Annotated in this window: 15 protein-coding genes; 14 read left to right on the top strand and 1 reads right to left on the bottom strand. The window is 28.8% G+C overall.

Features of this window, described 5'->3' with window-relative positions:
* Window positions 1-310 precede the first annotated feature (310 nt).
* From B3W71_RS02485 to hcp, 12 genes are all read left to right on the top strand, one after another.
* Entirely contained in the window at window positions 311-544 is a 234-nt protein-coding gene (locus tag B3W71_RS02485; protein ID WP_346887347.1) for a TIGR04540 family protein, read from the top strand.
* A gap of 381 nt (window positions 545-925) precedes the next feature.
* Complete coding sequence (locus B3W71_RS02480) at window positions 926-2275, top strand: TrkH family potassium uptake protein (RefSeq protein WP_346887346.1); 1350 nt, start codon at window positions 926-928, stop codon at window positions 2273-2275.
* A gap of 112 nt (window positions 2276-2387) precedes the next feature.
* A complete protein-coding gene (gene msrB / locus B3W71_RS02475; RefSeq protein WP_346887345.1) occupies window positions 2388-2840 on the top strand; it encodes a peptide-methionine (R)-S-oxide reductase MsrB in 453 nt (150 codons plus the stop codon).
* Between the two features lie 151 nt (window positions 2841-2991).
* Entirely contained in the window at window positions 2992-5022 is a 2031-nt protein-coding gene (locus tag B3W71_RS02470) for an ATP-dependent DNA helicase (protein WP_346887344.1), read from the top strand.
* 452 nt (window positions 5023-5474) lie between these two features.
* The gene (locus B3W71_RS02465; RefSeq protein ID WP_346887343.1) at window positions 5475-8381 is read left to right on the top strand and encodes an acyl-CoA dehydratase activase; all 2907 of its coding nucleotides are present in this window, start codon (window positions 5475-5477) and stop codon (window positions 8379-8381) included.
* The gene (locus tag B3W71_RS02460; protein ID WP_346887342.1) at window positions 8374-9696 is read left to right on the top strand and encodes a 2-hydroxyglutaryl-CoA dehydratase; all 1323 of its coding nucleotides are present in this window, start codon (window positions 8374-8376) and stop codon (window positions 9694-9696) included. Before B3W71_RS02465 ends, B3W71_RS02460 begins: the two co-directional genes overlap by 8 nt.
* A 285-nt stretch (window positions 9697-9981) precedes the next feature.
* Window positions 9982-10812 carry a mechanosensitive ion channel family protein gene (locus B3W71_RS02455; RefSeq protein ID WP_346887341.1) on the top strand — a complete coding sequence of 277 codons (831 nt, stop codon included), beginning with the start codon at window positions 9982-9984 and terminating at the stop codon, window positions 10810-10812.
* A gap of 287 nt (window positions 10813-11099) precedes the next feature.
* Window positions 11100-11297 (top strand): hypothetical protein, encoded by a 198-nt coding sequence (locus B3W71_RS02450; RefSeq protein ID WP_346887340.1) that lies wholly within the window; start codon window positions 11100-11102, stop codon window positions 11295-11297.
* A gap of 210 nt (window positions 11298-11507) precedes the next feature.
* Window positions 11508-11678: an aspartyl-phosphate phosphatase Spo0E family protein gene (locus B3W71_RS02445; protein ID WP_346887339.1), complete on the top strand. Its 171-nt coding sequence runs from the start codon at window positions 11508-11510 to the stop codon at window positions 11676-11678.
* A 231-nt stretch (window positions 11679-11909) separates the two neighbouring features.
* Window positions 11910-12878: a lysylphosphatidylglycerol synthase domain-containing protein gene (locus B3W71_RS02440; protein WP_346887338.1), complete on the top strand. Its 969-nt coding sequence runs from the start codon at window positions 11910-11912 to the stop codon at window positions 12876-12878.
* 35 nt (window positions 12879-12913) lie between these two features.
* The gene (locus B3W71_RS02435; protein WP_346887337.1) at window positions 12914-13594 is read left to right on the top strand and encodes a Crp/Fnr family transcriptional regulator; all 681 of its coding nucleotides are present in this window, start codon (window positions 12914-12916) and stop codon (window positions 13592-13594) included.
* Window positions 13595-13800: 206 nt separating this feature from the next.
* Window positions 13801-15441, top strand: a complete 1641-nt coding sequence (gene hcp, locus B3W71_RS02430) for a hydroxylamine reductase (protein WP_346887336.1) — start codon at window positions 13801-13803, stop codon at window positions 15439-15441.
* Window positions 15442-15726: 285 nt separating this feature from the next.
* Here the strand turns inward: hcp and B3W71_RS02425 are convergent, their stop codons facing one another.
* Window positions 15727-16053 (bottom strand): hypothetical protein, encoded by a 327-nt coding sequence (locus B3W71_RS02425; protein ID WP_346887335.1) that lies wholly within the window; start codon window positions 16051-16053, stop codon window positions 15727-15729.
* A 737-nt stretch (window positions 16054-16790) separates the two neighbouring features.
* On the opposite strand from B3W71_RS02425, the gene hflX reads away from it, so the two are divergent.
* Both hflX and B3W71_RS02415 read left to right on the top strand, forming a co-directional pair.
* A complete protein-coding gene (hflX, locus tag B3W71_RS02420; RefSeq protein ID WP_346887334.1) occupies window positions 16791-18038 on the top strand; it encodes a GTPase HflX in 1248 nt (415 codons plus the stop codon).
* A gap of 200 nt (window positions 18039-18238) precedes the next feature.
* Window positions 18239-19444 (top strand): NAD(P)/FAD-dependent oxidoreductase, encoded by a 1206-nt coding sequence (locus B3W71_RS02415; RefSeq protein WP_346887333.1) that lies wholly within the window; start codon window positions 18239-18241, stop codon window positions 19442-19444.
* Window positions 19445-19476 lie beyond the last annotated feature (32 nt).

The raw sequence follows: 19476 nt of genomic DNA, 5'->3' as shown, positions 1-19476 counted from the left end.
CCCATCTTTGACTTATTATCTACTTTCAGAGGCTTAATAGAAAATATGTATAAAAATATTTATATAAACAATAATATTCTTAGGCTAAAATATATTTACCACAACTAGATAAACCAAGTAAAACTTAATATCATTGAATGTGGGTTATATTTTAATAATATAATCCATATTTTTATGTAAATAAACCTTGGTAATTAAAAATAATGTAGGTTATAATAGGTATATTGTCAATGTATGAGAAGATATACAGAAATTAATCTAGTACATTGAATATTGTATTTATTAATATAAAACTATGGAGGATTATAGTATGAGAACACTTTATAAAAACCCTAAAGAGCTAGGAGCTTGTCTAAGAGATATCGTAGATTTATATAGGGATGATTTAATGACCTATGAAAAATTATCAGATAAGGTAATAAAAATTGTAGATTCCAATGTAGAAAGATTCTTTAAAAATGGTGATGTTGAAATAAAAATTGCAAATATATTAGGTGAAGAGAGAATAGAAATTATAAAAGATATATTAGAAAAAAATAACTAAATTTGTTATATCAAATTCTATAATAGAAAAATTAGATAAAATATAAATTAATTAAACTATAAACATAGAAAAAAGATAAACTGTATTGATTAAAATTGAAGTAGTTTATCTTTTTTGCTTAAAATTTATTTTTATAAATCATACAAAGTACTATATATACATTTATATAGAAATTGTGTACATACTAAAATAAATGTCTTGAATTTTCTTAAATAAAATAGTAATGTTAAATCCGTGTTAAATAGCTAAATTTTATAACAAAACTTACTTCAGAAGGTGTATAAATTATATATGATATAGGAAAGAAAGCAATTAACGGAGGATGAAAGTCAAATATAAGAAATAGTTATTTGCATTGTATTATAAGCTGGGGGTAATTTTATGGAAAGTCTTAAATTTTTGAAAAAAACTAAATTAAGTGAGGTGCAAGTATTAGCTCTTGGATTTGCTACAGTAATCTTTATTGGGGGTACAATATTAAGTTTACCTATATCTTCTGCTAATGGAGAGGCTACAAACTTTTTAGATGCAATATTTACAGCTACATCTGCCACTTGCGTTACAGGACTAATCACAGTAGATACAGGCACTCACTGGAATCTATTTGGACAGACGGTCATTATGATACTAATTGAAATTGGTGGTCTTGGATTTATGTCCTTTGCTACATTTATATCTGTATTAATAGGAAGAAGAATTACGTTGAAGAGCAGACTATTGATGCAGGAAGCTATGAACACTTTTAGTATTCAAGGATTGGTAAAGATGCTTAAAAAAGTAATGCTATTTACTTTTATTATACAGTTCATAGGAGCAGCAATATTAGCAACTCAGTTAATACCAGAGTTTGGAATATCTAGAGGTATATATATTAGCATATTTAGCTCTATATCTACATTCTGTAATGCTGGATTTGATTTGTTTGGAAACTATAGTAGCTATACGGCATACTATGATAACTCAATCATACTTTTAACAGTAAGTGCATTAATAGCTATTGGGGGTCTAGGGTTTGTTGTATTATTAGAACTTTATAACTATAGAAATACCAAAAAGTTATCATTACATTCTAAAGTAGTATTACTAATAACTGCCATATTAATAGTAGGTGGAACAATAGCTATGCTCATTTTAGAATACAATAATCCTAATACTATAGCATCGATGAATTTTAAGGATAAAGTAGTAAACTCTATTGTAGCTTCTATAAGTCCAAGAACGGCAGGTATTAATAGTATATCGACAGACGGTATGACTACAGCAGGAAAATTCTTAACCGTTATACTCATGTTTATTGGAGGTTCTCCGGGGTCTACAGCAGGAGGATTAAAAACTTCTACATTTGGGATAGTTTTATGTACAGCTATAGCGGTAATCAAAGGGAAAGAAAATGTGGATATATTTGGTAGAACAATTCCGAGAGGACTACAATTTAAAGCTTTTACTCTTTTAATTCTAGGAATGGGATTAGTAATGATTGTTACTATGATACTTACCATAACAGAGCCAAATGAAGCCTTTTTAGATGTGTTATATGAAGCTACTTCCGCCTTTGGAACAGTAGGATTAACTACAGGTGTAACACAAAGACTAAGTGAGCCAGGAAAAATGATAATTATCACATTAATGTATCTAGGAAGGGTAGGTCCTCTTACAGTAGTATTAGCTTTAATAAACAGAAAGAAAGGGGCTAATTACAAATATCCAGAGGGTAAAATACTGATAGGATAAATATACAGGCCATATATTTAAAGAATTAGGATATAATATTTTAGTGAGATAGATTTTAAATTGCATTTATAAATCAGTAAACAATAACTTATTTTATATTTTGGAGGCCAATATGGAGAATAAATATAGAAAGAAAAGCAATGAAGAGCTGAAAAAAATATTAACTAAAGAGCAGTATAATATAACTCAGGAGAATGGAACTGAATTACCATATACAAATGAATACTTTGATTTTTATGAAGATGGTATATATGTAGATATAACAACAGGGGAGCCTCTATTTATATCTACTGATAAATTTAATTCAGGTTGTGGATGGCCAGCTTTTTCAAAACCAATAGATAGAAGTGTTATTAAAGAAAATGTAAATAAAAGTCATGGAATGATTAGAACGGAAGTAAGAAGTAAAAATGGAGATGCTCACTTGGGGCACGTATTTTGTGATGGGCCTGATAGATTAGGTGGATTAAGGTATTGTATAAATTCAGCATCACTTAAATTTATTCCTAAGGATAAAATGAAGGAAAAAGGATATGAAGAATATTTAAGTTTATTAGATAAATAAATATTTAAATAAATACTCTTTCAAAATANNTATTTTGAAAGAGTATTTATTTGTATATAATTAATGCTATAAAGCTATAGTTGTGTTTTTTATAAAAAAATGTGAAAATATATCTATGTGACTAAAGAGTTTAAAAAGAGGGGGGATATATATGTTTTGGTTTTCAGAAGACAATAAAAAAGTAGAGACAAAATTCACTAAAGAAGATGAGTTACAGCAATTGGTTTGGAATTTTTTTATGAATAAAATTCCTAAGCTAGGCTTTGAACAAAGAGAAGGACAGGAAGACATGGCTTTAGATATATGTAATGCAATAGCTGATAAGGAGCATACAATAGTTGAAGCGGGAGTAGGTATAGGAAAATCTTATGCATATATAGTCCCATTACTTTACTATAATAAGCTTTTTAATAAACCAGTACTAATTGCTACATCAACTATAGCTTTACAAGAACAGCTTATTAAGGATGTTAAAAGGGTTTGTTCTTATATAAACCATAAACCAGAGATAGTACTAGCTAAGGGAATGACACATTTTGCTTGTAAAAGTAGAGCTGATAAATATTTTAAAAGTATTCATATAAGCAATTTTGATGATGATTTAGAAACACTATGTAACTATATAAATAATGGAGTAGTAGATAGAAAAAATATTAAATTAGATGTAAATAATAATGTATGGGATAATGTGAATGTGAAGTCTACAGACCATAATAAATGTGAACATTATAATAGCTGTAGCTTCATGTCATTGAGAAGAGATATGTTAAACACAGAGGGGATAATTCTCTGCAATCAAGATTTATTAACTATACACTTCCAAAAATTAAAGAAAGGACAAAAGGGACTTCTAAATGAAAAGATAGACTTAATTGTCATAGATGAAGCACATAATTTAGAAGAGAAGGTCAGGTCATCTTTAATTGAAAGCTATAATAAATATAAAATAAAGTCTATTTTGGGAGATATGATTGAAACTATAAAGATATCGACTATAAGAAATGAGAGTTATGAGATTTTTAAAGGGATATCTGATGGCTTGGATGTGATTTTTTATAAGTTAAGCAATCAAATAAAAAAGCAAATTAATTCATCCCCTAAAGGTGAAGATATGGAAAAGTTTTTTATTAATATTGATGAAATAAGAGAAGAACTTTTAGTTTTAAATAAGAAAATAAATTTAATAAATGATAAGGTGCAGTTTTATAGTGATGATAATTTGTGTGAAGAAATGGTAGAGGATCTGGAAAATCTTAAGGGGCTTATAAAAAGTTTAATAGACATAAATAGTAAAAATCTATTTTGGCTAGAAAAATCTAAGGATGTTCATATATTTGCATGTCCTAAAAATATAAGTAAGGAGATAAATTTATTATACTTCGACCAGTTAAAGACTACTATATTCACTTCTGCCACTATTGCAGATAAAAACCAGGGTAGTGAACAGAAAAGATATGAATACTTCATTAGAAACACAGGTTTTCCAGTAGACTTGGGATTTTTATCAATGCCAAAGCCATCTCCTTTCCCATATGATGATAATACTATGATATATTATACAGAGAATATGCCTCATCCTGTGGAGGAAAGATCAAAGTTTATAAAATATGGAACTGATGAAATAGTAAAGCTTCTAAATATTACAAAGGGAAAGGCTCTAATTTTATTTACTGCTAAAAGTGATTTAAATGAAGTATATGAAATGTTAAAACATAAAAGTTTAAGCTATAAGATTTTAAAGCAGCAGCATATGTCATCTCAAGATGACATTCTTGAAGAATTTAAAAAAGATGAGAATTCCGTATTATTAGCTACAGGTACATTCTGGGAGGGCATAGATGTACCAGGAAATGCCCTATCAAATCTAATTATATTTAAACTGCCATTTCCAGTACCAGATCCTATTATAGAGTATAAGAGAACTTTATCAAAAGATTTTTTAATGGAGGTAAGTGTGCCATTAATGATAGTGAAGCTTAGACAGGGAGTTGGCAGGCTAATAAGAAAGCATGATGATAAGGGGATAGTAGCAATTTTAGATTCTAGGATTGGGGAATTATCTAGTAAACCCTATAAAGAGATGGTATTTGATTCACTTCCAATTAAAAATAAAACTAATGACATAAATAAATTGAAATGCTTTTGGATGAAAATGGATAGGGAGAGATTGAACAAGATATAGAAAGGAAGTCTTTCTATATCTTATTTTTTTGTAGAAATATTCTAAAATAAAGCATTAATGTAAACTTGAAAATATTTCTCATAAGTAATATAAATTATAGTGAGGATTTATATATTTTAAAAAATTTAATAATGAAGTAATATTTATAAAATATAAAAGTATAATTTCTAAAGAAGTTAAAATAAACCTTTTATTAATAGATTTGCTATATATAATTACAATATGTTGTAGTTAAAAAATCAATATGCGATGACTGGGTAGTTACAAATATTAAATATATTGATAAATAATAGTTAGATGTTAGTTATTTACCAGTTAAATAGATGTTATTTAGTAAAAATTTATGTTATCATATATTGTTCAGAGAATATTAAAAGATTTATATTGATATAAATCTTTTATTCTGAGAGGCTAGAAGCTGTATTGTATGGTATTAGATTAGGGAGGTTACTATGAAGATAGGAATAGATGTGGGCTCAACAACAATTAAATCTGTAGTTTTAAATAATTATGGAGAAGTTATTTATCAATCATATGAGCGTCATTATTGTAAGATAAAAGAAAAGACCTTAGAATTGCTAAAGAAAATTAGAGATAAGTATCCAAGGGAGAAATCCATGGAACTAAGCATTTCTGGATCAGCAGCAATGGGAATGGCTGAAAAGTGGAAGGTACCTTTTGTACAAGAGGTTTACGCAACGAGGATTGCTGCAACTACTTTAGAAGATGATATAGATGTTATCATTGAGTTAGGAGGCGAGGATGCTAAAATACTATTTTTAAAGGATGGTATGGAAGTAAGAATGAATGGCTCATGTGCAGGCGGAACAGGAGCATTTATTGATCAAATGGCTACTTTGCTAAATATATCTTTAGAAGAAATGAATGAAGCAGCTAAGCACTATAATAAAATTTATACTATTGCTTCTAGGTGTGGAGTTTTTGCTAAATCAGATATCCAACCACTTTTAAATCAAGGTGTAGTTAAAAGTGATTTAGCTGCAAGTATTTTTTTTGCCGTTGTAAATCAAACTATTGCAGGATTAGCTCAAGGTAGAATTATAAAAGGCAATGTACTGTATCTTGGAGGTCCACTGAGCTTTAATTCGGAGTTGAGAAATGCTTTTGACAAAACTTTGAATTTAACAGGCAAGTGTCCAGATAACTCATTATACTATGTGGCATTAGGAGCAGCCTATTATGCTAGCGAAAAAATAGATATAGATGAATTAATCATAACGCTAAATAGCTATAGAGAAGATGAGGTTTATACTATGTCACCACCATTGTTTACAAATAAAGAAGAATATGAAGAATTTAAAAGTAGACATGAAAGAAATAAGGTATTGGTGAAAGATAAAATAGATACTGAATCCCCTATAACTATAGGAATAGATTCAGGTTCTACAACTATAAAAATTGTTGCTATTAATGAAAATAAAGAAATTGTATCTTCTATTTATAGACCTAATAGTGGAAACGCCGTAGAGGTGGTTAAGGAATATTTAAAAAATTTATATATTACATATCCGGAAGTTAAAATTGCAGCTGTTGCAGCAACTGGATACGGAGAACAATTAATAAAAAATGCTTTTAAAGTAGATTATGGTATAGTAGAAACAGTAGCTCATTTTACGGCGGCTAAACATTTTATGCCTAATGTAGATTTTATTATTGACATAGGAGGACAAGATATAAAATGCTTTAAGATACATAATGGAGCTATAGATAATATATTTTTAAATGAAGCTTGTTCTTCAGGGTGTGGATCCTTCTTACAAACCTTTGCTAATGCTCTAGGTTATTCAGTAGAGGAGTTTGCTAGCTTAGGCTTATTTTCTAAAAATCCAGTGGACCTAGGTTCTAGATGTACTGTATTTATGAATTCTTCAGTAAAACAGGTACAGAAAGATGGAGCTACCATAGAAGATATATCAGCAGGACTATCTGTTAGTATAGTTAAAAATGCACTGTATAAAGTAATTCGTGCAAGTAATGCGGAATCCTTAGGAAAAAATATTGTAGTTCAAGGTGGAACTTTTTTAAATGATGCTGTATTACGTGCTTTTGAACAAGAACTAAATGTACAAGTTCTTAGACCTACAATCTCTGGCCTTATGGGTGCTTATGGAGCAGCTTTATATGCTCAAGAAAGAAAAAAAGAGAAAAGTACTATTATTAGTAAGAGTGAGCTAAAGAGCTTTAAGCATAATGTAAAGATGACTAACTGTGGATTATGCAATAATCACTGTAGACTAACTATAAATAGCTTTGGAGAGAGTAGAAAATATATTGGCGGAAATCGCTGTGAGAGACCTATAAGTAACAAAAGCCATGAAGAAATGTCCAATATATATGAGTATAAGAGAAGTTTGTTAGATAGCTACACTGGAATTTTAGGTAAAAGAGGAAAAATTGGAATTCCAATGGGATTAAATATGTATGAACTATATCCATTTTGGTATAAGTTTTTTACAACTTTGCAATTTGAAGTAGAAAAGTCTGAGCTGTCTTCTAGGGAACTTTATCTTAAGGGACAAACAACTATACCATCGGATACAGTATGTTTTCCAGCAAAATTAATGCATGGACATATACAGTCATTGATAGATAAAGGAATAGATACAATTTTTTATCCATGCATGACCTATAACATTCAGGATAGTTCAGCTGATAATTGTTATAACTGTCCTGTTGTTGCATACTATTCTGAAGTAATAGCAGGGAATATGCCTGATATTGCAAAGGTAACTTATATATATGATTATGTAGGAATTCATAGACCTAAGGATTTCCCAAAGAAGATGTATCAGATACTATTGAAATATTTTAAAGACATATCATTAAAGGAAGTTAAAGAAGCAACGGTTCTTGCTTATGAAGAATATGATAACTTTATAAGAAAAATAAGAATAAAGGGTGAGGAAATTATTGAAGAAGCAGAGAAGGCTGGTAAAGATATAATTGTCTTAGCTGGGAGACCTTATCACATAGATGGAGAGATTAACCATGGAATTGATAAGTATATCAATAGTTATGGGGCTGCTGTTATATCTGAAGATGTGATCTCTGATAAGATAGATAATGTAGAGCTTGATGTATTAAATCAATGGACATATCATTCTAGATTATATAAAGCAGCTAAATACATTACAGACAAGCCTAATATGAATTTAGTACAATTAGTTTCCTTTGGTTGTGGTGTAGATGCTATAACAACAGATGAAGTGAGAGAAATTTTGGAGGAGTCAAATAAAATATACACCCAAATTAAGATAGATGAAATTACTAATTTAGGAGCTGTACAAATAAGACTTCGTAGCTTATTTGCAGCAATCCATCAAGGGGAGGGTGAGTAAATTAATGGATAGAGAAAATAAAGTAGTCTTTACTAAGGAAATGAGTAAGGACTACACTATATTAATGCCTATGATGGCGCCTATACACTTTGAAATTTTAAAAAATGTATTTATAAATAGTAAGTATCATATAGAGCTTTTAAATAATAAAGGTGAAGCAGTAGTACAAACAGGATTAAAATATGTTCATAATGATACATGTTATCCAGCATTACTTGTTATTGGTCAAATGATAGATGCTTTAAATAGTGGAAAGTATGATGTTAATAAGACCGCTTTAATTATTACTCAAACTGGCGGAGGATGTAGAGCATCAAACTATATATATCTACTTAGAAAGGCTTTAAAAAAAGCTGGATACGGACAAGTTCCTGTTATTTCTTTTAATTTAGCGGGAATGGAAAAAGATAGTGGATTCAAAATAACTTTACCCATGATTCATAAAATGTTATCAGGTGTTATATATGGTGACCTTTTGATGCATCTAAGCAATCAAGTTAGACCTTATGAAATAAACAAAGGTGAAAGTGATAAGATAATAAAAAAATGGATTGAGGAATTAACTTTACAATTTAAAAATAATAAGGCTTATTCCTTAAAAAAAATTAAAGCTAATATGGATAATATAACAAAGGACTTTGCAAATATAAAGATAGAAAAGACTCCTAAAGTAAAAGTTGGAGTAGTAGGAGAAATATATATTAAGTATGCAAGTTTAGGAAATAATGATTTAGAAGCATTTTTAGCTACACAGAATTGTGAGGTTATGATACCGGGGATTCTTGGATTTGTATTCTATTGCACTGATGAGAAAATAGACAACATAGATCTTTATGGAGGAAGTAAATTAGTTAAGTTCCTTGTTCAAAGATTCATGAATTACCTATTAAAAATTGAGGGCCTACTTATATCGTCAGTAGAAGAAAATTCAGACTTTATACCACCATCTTCGTTTTTAGAGACTAAAAAGTTAGCAAAGGGAGTGGTTGGATATGGAAATAATATGGGAGAAGGTTGGCTTCTTACAGCTGAAATGTTAGAGTTAAATAAATTAGGTTACAATAATATTATTTGTGCTCAGCCATTCGGATGCTTACCAAATCATATAGTCGGTAAGGGTATGATAAGAAAAATAAAAAATGATCACCATGATGTAAATATTGTACCTATAGATTATGACCCTGGAGCTACTAGAGTAAATCAAGAGAATAGAATTAAACTTATGCTTGCCATTGCAAAGGAACAATTAGAGGAAAGGGAGATTAACATTAAACCTAAAGATATTGATCCTAATAAGGAGATTGTATCAGTATAAAAAACTTATATATTCCATTAATAAAACTTCTTAGACTTATAAGTAATAGTTTAAGAAGTTTTTTATTTTTAATATATCTAAAGTACAACAAGTTTACCTAGCATTAATTAAATACATCGCTAATAGTGGAGATTTAAATCAAACTTTAACTGCCCTTTTAGAAACTTAAGTTTAATTTACATATTAAAATAAAAATTATTAATGAAAGGATATAGGTAAAAAATGCCTTTGAATTAGTCATATGTTTTCAGTATAATGTAGAATGGAATGTTAGGAGGAGGAGTAATGGATGTATTAGAGAATTTAATAGAAAAGCTAATAGCTTGGGTAGCTACTAATGGAATTAAATTAATAGTTGGACTTATAGCATTATGGATTGGTTGGAAGCTAATATCAAAGTTAATTAAGATTATGAATGCTATATTGGAGAAAAAAAATGTAGACATTACTTTAAGAAAATTTTTAGATGGCTTTGTAAGTCTTGCACTTAGAATATTATTGATAATAGTTATTATGGAATGTATAGGCGTGGAGACATCAGGATTAGCAGCTATAATTGCTTCTGCTGGACTAGCTATAGGTTTAGCACTTCAAGGAAGTCTTTCTAACTTCGCAGGTGGTATAATTATTTTATTAATAAGACCATTTAATGTAGGTGATTTTATTGAAGGAGCAGGACAATCAGGAGTAGTTGAAAAGATAGGTATATTCTATACGCAGTTAACCACTGGAGATAATAAACAGATCCTTGTTCCAAATGGAAAGCTATCAAATGATAGTGTAATTAACTATTCTGCAAAGGAAACTAGAAGAGTAGACTTAAAGTTTTCAGTAGGATATGAGGAAGATGTAGTGAAAGTTAAAAAGGTTCTTGAAGGGGTTATAAAAACTGAAGAGTTAATTTTAAAAGAACCAGCACCCTTCATAGCCCTATCAGAACATGCAGATAGCTCTATAAACTTTGTTGTTAGAGTTTGGTGTAAAACAGAGGATTATTGGACAATTTACTTTAATCTATTAGAAAAAGTTAAAATAAAATTTGACGAAGAAAAAATAGAAATTCCGTATCCTCAGGTAGATCTTCATTTAAATCACAAATCTGAATTAGGCATCTGAAAATAAATAATAAGTCAAAGATGGGAAGTATATTTTGAGTTAGACAAGGAAACAGGTTCNNTTTTGAAGATGCCTAAATAAACTTTCAGTTTATATAGAATAGGCAAAAAGTTACATATGGAAATATATAAAAAGTTAAATATATAAAATTTTTAATATTTAACATTTTAAAATGTCGCTGAATTAATACGAATTAAGTATTTATTCCTTAAATACATAGTAAAATGAGTATATGAATCTTACTTATTGAAGATAATAATATAAATTATACTTTAGGAGGTAAGATTATGACTTTGAAAAATGAACATCATTCTTTACTAAATAACAATCCAGGAACCATAGAAAGAGATCTTGGAAGGGAAGTAAGAGATATAGTTAGTGATAACGAACTTAAAAGTGAAAGTAATATAAAAGAAAATAAAGAATCATTACAAAAGTCTATAGAAAAGGGTGAGGGATATCTTTATAATACAATAGAAGATTAAAAGATATTTAACCACCATACAATTATTAAGGCAAATTTACTTTATCATAAGTAGATTTGCTTTATTATTTTTGATTTTATATAGATTTATATTAATTGTATTTTAAGATATGTATTTTCTTAATGGAAACATGTATAAATGTTAAAATTAATTTTATTTGAAATGATATCACCTTCTTATTGCTATAATTATAGCGAAAGGAGGGATAATATGGAAAAACCTGATGAAATGGATAAAAAGGTTTGCGAAATGAGACAAAATTTGCAAAGATTAATTAGCGAAAAAACTAATTTATTAGACCCAGAAGTAATTAGCGCAAGCCAAAAACTTGATGCAGTTTTAAATGAGTATCATATGATACTTAGCAAAATCATCGAGTAACACAAAGGTTGGAGAGATTCTTGAGTCTCTCCTCCAAGTAAAAAATATTAATAGTGTATGAAAATAAATTTACTGTAGATTATATGAATGTTACTTTAATTTATATTAAGTAACGTAAAAATCTAAAATATAGATTTAAACTTATATAAGTAGTAGAATGATAATATGTTTAATATATAAGTAGATAAAAATATATTTATTTACTTTTCCAGTAAATTAGGGGGAAGTAACATGAACAGTATTAAGGGAAAATTTAAAGTAAAAAGTGGAGGAAAGATTTTAATACCTATAATAATTATGATCTTTATAATTTATGAGGCCAGAAGTATATTTAAGGAGATAGATATAAATCAAGTTTTAGATATATTAAGGAATATACCAAATCAGTATCTTCTAATATTTTTAGTATCTGCAATTATATCTATATTATTTTTATGTTTCTATGATATAGTATTAGCTAATTATTATAGATATAATGTAAGGCTACCAAAGATGTTAGTGGTTTCATGGATTGCTCATACATTTAATAATATAATGGGCTTTGGAGGACTTACAGGAGCTACACTTAGAACTATTTTACTTAAGGATGAAAATATTGACATTAAAGATATGATAAATTTCAATATGATACTAATACCAACTACTATAGTGGGATTATCTGTAATGTGCTACTTAGGAGTATTGAACGTATTCAAAATATATCCCCTTCTGGATGTTTATCAGTGGCTTTGGATAGTAATATTAATCTTTTGTGGAGTTTTGCCTATATATTATTTTTTGGATAGGTTTACATGGTTAAATAACAAACTTAAAAAATTCAATTTATATTTCGAGGGAAGTATAAGGTTGAAAATAAAGTTAACCATTCTCGCTACTTGTGAGTGGACAGTTAGGAGCATATTATTTTTTACTATATCAAAATATTTTAAAGGAAATGCGAGTTTTTTGGCGGTTACAGGAGTGAATATATTGGCTTGTGTTGCTGGCCTTATAAGCTTTATACCAGGTGGGATAGGTTCCTTTGATTTAATAGCTATAGTAGGACTTAAAGAAATGGGTTATTCAGCTAACTCAGCTTTATCGATAACTATTTTATTTAGACTCTACTATTTTATAATACCTTGGATTATTGGAGTAATCTTATGGGTAGGTAGAGGATTATTAAGGTCTAATAAAGGAAATAATCATGCAAGAGGATAAAATAAGTTAATATAATAAAAATAAGAGGATGTATTATGAAAGATATATTAAATGAACTCCAGAACAATTTTCTTTTTAAAGGGATTGATTCTGCAAATTTGAAAAGCATTTATGAAAAAACTAAATATCATACTAATAAATATAGTAAGGGAGAAATTATTGCTCATGAGGAAGATTACTGCAACACTGTAGGGCTTATATTAGAGGGAGCTATTGAGCTTCAAAGGATATATCCTAGTGGAAAATATATAGTCTTAAATAAACTAAAAGTTGGAGATGTGTTTGGAGAAGCTATAATATTTTCTAAGAAGAATACTTATCCAGCCACAGTAGTAGCTCTAAATCAGTGCACCATATTATATATAGATAAAATTGATATGCTAGAATTATTTTCAAGAGAAAGAAAAACCCTTGAAAATTTCTTAGAGGTTCTTAGTAATAAAGTATTAATGTTAAATTCTAAGATTAAAAATATATCCTTTAAGAATGTAAAACATAGAGTTATTAATTATATACTAGAAGCTATGAAATTACAGCAAAGCAGTGTAGTGAAATTAACAGAAAATAAAGAAAGTATTGCTGCCTCTTTAGGAATACCAAGGCCTTCTTTATCAAGAGAACTTATAAACCTCAGAGACATGGGATACATAGATTTTGATAGAAACAATATAAAAATATTAGATTTAGAGGCTTTAGAGGGAGAGCTGTTTAATTAAACATTAAAGTGCAGCTTTATTATTTATTTTCAGATGCCTAATATAAAAATTTAATAAAAAATCAATTATTATAGGAATTCGTAACATAGGTTACGGACTCCTATAATTTTTTTATGTAGAATAAGATTAAAGTTCAGATGAAATTAATTATCAAGCCTATAAAATAAAAAATAAAAATAAAATCAAGGAATAAAGGGGAGTTAAATATGGAGAATAAAATGTTTTGTTTTCAATGCCAAGAAGCAGCAGGTTGTGCAGGATGTACTGTAAGAGGAGTTTGTGGTAAGACACCTGACCTTGCAAAACTTCAAGACTTATTAATATATACTACAAGAGGATTATCAGAAGTTGCTACAAAAGCTAGAGAAGAAGGAATAGTTGTTTCTAATATAGTAAATAGAGCTGTAACTATGAATCTTTTCACTACTATTACAAATGCAAACTTTGATAATGCTGTATTCTACAAAATGGTTAAAGAAACTTTAAATCTTAAAGAAGAATTACTTTCAAAATTAAGTAATAAAGAAGGTTTAGGAGAAGCAGCATTATGGACAGCCAAAGCAGAAGCTGAAATGGATAGTAAAGCTGGTTTTGTAGGAGTACTAGCTACTGAAAATGAAGATATCAGAAGTTTAAGAGAAATGATAACTTATGGTTTAAAAGGATTATCAGCATATATGAAACATGCTAATGCATTAGGATATGAAGATGAAGCTGTATGTGCATTTATGCAAAGAGCTTTAGCTGCGACAGCAGATAATAAGATAACAGTAGATGAGTATATAGCATTAACATTAGAAACTGGTAAATTTGGAGTAGATGGTATGGCATTACTTGATAAAGCTAATACTGAAAGCTACGGACACCCAGAAATTACAAAGGTAAATATAGGGGTAAGCAATAAGCCTGGAATTCTTGTATCAGGACATGATTTAAAAGATTTAGAGCAATTATTAATTCAAACTGAAGGTACAGGAGTAGATGTATATACTCACTCAGAAATGTTACCAGCTCACTATTATCCAGCATTTAAAAAGTACTCTCACTTTATAGGAAACTATGGAAATGCATGGTGGAAACAAACTGAAGAATTTGAAAGCTTTAATGGACCAATCCTTATGACTACTAACTGTATAGTACCACCTAAGGATAGTTACAAAGGTAGAGTATTTACTACAGGTGCTGCAGGATATACAGGATGTACACATATTGAAGCTGATGAAAATGGTAATAAAGATTTCTCTGCAATAATTGAACTAGCAAAAACTTGTGAAGCTCCAATAGAAATTGAGCATGGAGAAATCATTGGAGGATTTGCACACAATCAAGTATTAGCTTTAGCTGATAAAATTGTAGAAGCAGTAAAAACTGGAGCTATAAAGAAATTCTTTGTAATGGCAGGTTGTGATGGTAGACAAAAGAAAAGAGAATACTACACTGACTTTGCAAAAGCATTACCACAAGATACAGTGATTTTAACTGCAGGTTGTGCAAAATATAAATATAATAAATTAGATTTAGGAGATATTGGAGGAATTCCAAGAGTACTTGATGCAGGTCAATGTAATGATTCATACTCATTAGCATTAATTGCTTTAAAATTAAAAGAAGTATTTGAATTAGAAGATATAAATGAATTACCAATAGCATTTAACATTGCATGGTATGAGCAAAAGGCTGTAATAGTTCTATTATCTCTATTATATTTAGGAGTTAAGAATATCCACTTAGGACCAACACTTCCAGCTTTCCTATCTCCAAATGTAGCTAAAGTTCTAGTTGAAAACTTTGGAATAGGTGGAATAACTAACGTAGAAGACGATATGAAAATGTTCATGGAAATGTAATTGAAAAAATTAAATTTATAGTTAAGCATAGTATATAACTATTAAAAGAGGCTTTCGCAAAATAAACTAATCTAAATAAATATTTGAGGAGCACTTATATTATTAACGCTCAGCCGTTTCGGAATATTGATTTACTNNTACGATTTTACCATTCATAAATACTAAGTAAATCTAATATCCCTGCAAATGGCATTCGCTAACAATAATATTAAAGTGCATCCTCAATATTTTATATAAGATTAGTAATATATTTTGCGAAAGCCTCTTAATTTAGAGTAAATTTCTTTATTTAAGACGAGATTCAATCCAAGCTAGGGCACCTGGGTGCATAGAACCATCATTGTCTAAAGTAACTTGAGAAATGAAAAATATTTCATTATCTTCTTTTACTTCATCTAAAGCTATCTTTATATCCTTAGAATTCATTTCAGTATGTAAAAGAAATGTAGTTGGCATAATGTTTGCCCAAGATCCTAAAGATTTAATTTTCCTAGGTAGATTACTATGGTGATGATGATGCTCGTGGTTGCAATTTTCATCATGTTCATGATCATGGTCACATTCATGGTTATGAGTTTCAGCTATATAATAAGTTATTTGATATACTGACATTTTATTACCTCCTCTAGGTAAGTTTCTGTTGTTTAACATGTATTATACATAAAATGAAAGTGATTTGCAATTAATAATTCATTTAAATGATAATCCGTAAGAAGTTTAAAATATATCTTTTATAGGTCTATGAAATAAAATAATTTATTTATTAATAATTCATTATAATGTTTACAACCTAATTAATATATGTTATATTGATGGTAAAGAATTACAAAGAAAAGGAGCGGTATGAAATGAAAAAATTATTTATAGTTTTAAAGAAATTTGATAAAATCCATACTGCTTATAAAGATAAGGTTATTTAAGGCTTTATTTATGTAATTTATTATGTTATTTATTAAGTAATTATAATACCTTGAGCAGAGAAATGGATAATTTTCTATGCCAAGGTATTTTTTTTATTATTAGTTTATGTTTAAGGTTAGTATATTAAAGATTTATGTAAATTTTATTAGAGAGTTTGAGCATAAACTTTTATTAAATAATTTAAGATTATGGAGGAGAGAAAGATGAGAATTAGAAGTGAAATTTTTAGTGTTAGACTAAGAAGTTAAAAGGCGGGTTTATGGTTTTGCTTTATATGTGGCTATCTAAGTTATAATTTAGATAGTAGAATTTGCTCTGTGTATATCATGGAGATTTCTTTAAAGGATATTAACTTTAAAGTTAAAATTCTATAATCATGAATCCGTACTATAGGAATTAAAAATAGTATGATTAAGGAGATTATGGAAATGGTGAGAAAAGGAATAGTAGTAGGAATAAATATAAATAATGAAAGTGGATTTGAAGAATCTATAGTAGAGCTTAAGAATTTATGTATGGCTTGTGATATTGAAGCAGTAGGAGAACTTGTTCAAAATTCCAAACAAATCAATAAGGCACATTATATTGGAAGTGGAAAACTTAGTGAATTAAAATCCTTAGTAAATAGTGGAGAAGCAGATATAGTAATTTTTAATAATGAATTATCCTCATCTCAATTAAGGAATATAGAAAAGAATATAGAATGTGAAGTTATGGATAGAACTGCATTAATACTAAATATATTTGCAGAAAGAGCCAAAACTAGAGAAGCAAAACTTCAGGTAGAGGTAGCAAGACTTCAGTATTTATTGCCAAGACTAATTGGTGTTAATGAAAATTTAGGGCGTCAAAGTGGTGGTGTAGGAACAAAAAATAAAGGTATTGGGGAGAAAAAATTAGAGCTTGATCGTAGGAAGATTGAGGCAAAAATAGCTGCACTAAATAAAGAGCTTGAAGAGTTAAAACATCAAAGGGAAACACAGCGTAATTTAAGAAGAAAGTCCAGTGTGCCAAGAATAGCTTTAGTAGGATATACTAATGCAGGAAAATCATCAGTCATGAACAGTATGATAGACAGCTTTAGAGATGGTGAAGAAAAGAAGGTTTTTGAAAAGGATATGTTATTTGCAACCTTAGAAACATCTATAAGGAGTATAAAGCTAGAGGATAATAAAAAGTTCTTGTTATCTGATACAGTAGGGTTTGTAAGTAATCTACCACATAATTTAATAAAGGCCTTTCGTTCTACTTTAGAGGAAGTTTGTGAAGCAGATTTACTACTACATGTGGTAGATATATCTAACCCAGATTATAAACATCATCTTGAAGTAACAAATGAAACTTTAAAAGAGATAGGAGTAGAGGAAGTTCCTATGATTTATGTTTATAATAAAATTGATTTGCTAGATGACTATCTAACTGAAGAAAATGGAGTTTATATATCAGCAAAGAAGATGCTAGGAATGGATAAACTTATAGCAGCTATATCTAGTAAGGTATTTAATAATTATATAAATTGCAGTATGTTTATACCTTATAACAAAGGAAATATACTATCTCATTTAAATGACAATGCAAAAATCATAGAGAGAAAATATAGTAATGATGGTACTGAGCTATATATTGAGTGTTCCAATATAGATTATGAAAAGTATAAAGAGTATGTAAGAAGCTAAATAATAAGGTAAAAATATAGAGTAAATATAATATTATAATATGAATAACCTAGTTCACTTTAAACAGATTTTTTAGTTTAGATGAACTAGGTTTATTTTATATGTCTATGCTTCAAAAATTTATAGATTATGTTATAGTTTTAAAGTTAAGTATTATAGGGTATCATATAAGTAATTGAACATTAGTAAGGAGAGAAGATATGGCAAAGGTTATAGTTGTTGGAGGAGGTCCTGCTGGGATTATGGCAGCCCTTAGTGCAGCAAAAAATAATGAGGTATTATTAATTGAAAGAAATAATGAGATAGGTAAGAAATTAAAGCTTACAGGCGGTGGAAGGTGTAATATAACAAATAACCGACCTATAGAAGAACTGTTTAATAAAGTAGTAAATAATAAAAAATTTTTATATAGTGCTTTTTATACTTTTTCTAATGAAAATTTATTAGATTATTTTTCAAAAAATAACCTAGAGTATAAAGTAGAATACGATGAAAAGGTATATACCAAAAGTGATAAAGCTGATGATGTTATAGAAGTTCTTAAAAATGATCTCTTAAAAAGTGGAGTAGATATTTTATATAATACCATGGTTGAAGATCTTATAGTTGACGATAATACTATAAAAGGAGTTGTTACTAATAAAGAAGAAAGAATATATGGTGATAAAATTATAGTAACAACAGGTGGGAAGAGCCATCCAACTACAGGATCAGATGGAGCTATGTATAGTATATTAGGGAAATATGGACATACTATAAAACCACTATATCCAGGACTAATTCCACTAGTCATAAAGGAAGACTTCATAAAAAACATGCAAGGGGTATCCATGAAGGAAGTAGTTCTTAAGACAAAAATAAAAAAGAAAAAGATAGAAATCTTTGGTGATATTATATTTACCCATTTTGGAATATCAGGCCCGGGAGTTTTAAAGTTCTCTTCATATATAAACAAGGAGTTAGAAAATGGTGAGATAGAGATTGCTTTAGACTTTTTAGAAAGTAAATCTAAAGAAGAGTTGTCGGATATAATTAGAAGTAATCCGAATAAAGATATATTAAATAATTTGAAGGGGATTCTACCTCAAAACTTTATAAAAGAGATATTAAACTTACTAGGATTAGTAGAAACTAAGCCTAGGGATTTAAAGAAAGAGGACGAAAGAAAGCTCATAGATTATATAAAAGAAATGAAACTTACCGTCAAAGAAACACTAACTATAAAAGCTGCTATGGTAACTAGTGGAGGGGTAGATGTAAAGGAAATAAATTCTTCCACTATGGAATCTAAAATAATAAAGAATCTTTTCTTTGGTGGAGAAGTAGTAGATGTAGATGCAGAAACAGGAGGATATAATCTTCAGATAGCATTTTCTACAGGATATTTAGCGGGTAGCGACTTCTAAATATTTATACAATTAAGGCATCTTCAAAAAAT

Source organism: Clostridium sp. UBA1056 (assembly GCA_002316385.1).
Classification (GTDB): Bacteria; Bacillota; Clostridia; order Clostridiales; family Clostridiaceae; genus Clostridium_J.
Note: the sequence above shows the minus strand (reverse complement) of the source record. Positions and strands in the feature narration are given on the sequence as shown.

What these genes read in the sequence shown, in the direction of transcription:
- B3W71_RS02485 (WP_346887347.1), top strand. Translation starts at nt 311, where the DNA reads ATGAGAACACTTTATAAAAACCCTAAAGAGCTAGGAGCTTGTCTAAGA.
- B3W71_RS02480 (WP_346887346.1), top strand. Translation starts at nt 926, where the DNA reads ATGGAAAGTCTTAAATTTTTGAAAAAAACTAAATTAAGTGAGGTGCAA.
- msrB (WP_346887345.1), top strand. Translation starts at nt 2,388, where the DNA reads ATGGAGAATAAATATAGAAAGAAAAGCAATGAAGAGCTGAAAAAAATA.
- B3W71_RS02470 (WP_346887344.1), top strand. Translation starts at nt 2,992, where the DNA reads ATGTTTTGGTTTTCAGAAGACAATAAAAAAGTAGAGACAAAATTCACT.
- B3W71_RS02465 (WP_346887343.1), top strand. Translation starts at nt 5,475, where the DNA reads ATGAAGATAGGAATAGATGTGGGCTCAACAACAATTAAATCTGTAGTT.
- B3W71_RS02455 (WP_346887341.1), top strand. Translation starts at nt 9,982, where the DNA reads ATGGATGTATTAGAGAATTTAATAGAAAAGCTAATAGCTTGGGTAGCT.
- B3W71_RS02450 (WP_346887340.1), top strand. Translation starts at nt 11,100, where the DNA reads ATGACTTTGAAAAATGAACATCATTCTTTACTAAATAACAATCCAGGA.
- B3W71_RS02445 (WP_346887339.1), top strand. Translation starts at nt 11,508, where the DNA reads ATGGAAAAACCTGATGAAATGGATAAAAAGGTTTGCGAAATGAGACAA.
- B3W71_RS02440 (WP_346887338.1), top strand. Translation starts at nt 11,910, where the DNA reads ATGAACAGTATTAAGGGAAAATTTAAAGTAAAAAGTGGAGGAAAGATT.
- B3W71_RS02435 (WP_346887337.1), top strand. Translation starts at nt 12,914, where the DNA reads ATGAAAGATATATTAAATGAACTCCAGAACAATTTTCTTTTTAAAGGG.
- hcp (WP_346887336.1), top strand. Translation starts at nt 13,801, where the DNA reads ATGGAGAATAAAATGTTTTGTTTTCAATGCCAAGAAGCAGCAGGTTGT.
- B3W71_RS02425 (WP_346887335.1), bottom strand. Translation starts at nt 16,053, where the DNA reads ATGTCAGTATATCAAATAACTTATTATATAGCTGAAACTCATAACCAT.
- hflX (WP_346887334.1), top strand. Translation starts at nt 16,791, where the DNA reads ATGGTGAGAAAAGGAATAGTAGTAGGAATAAATATAAATAATGAAAGT.
- B3W71_RS02415 (WP_346887333.1), top strand. Translation starts at nt 18,239, where the DNA reads ATGGCAAAGGTTATAGTTGTTGGAGGAGGTCCTGCTGGGATTATGGCA.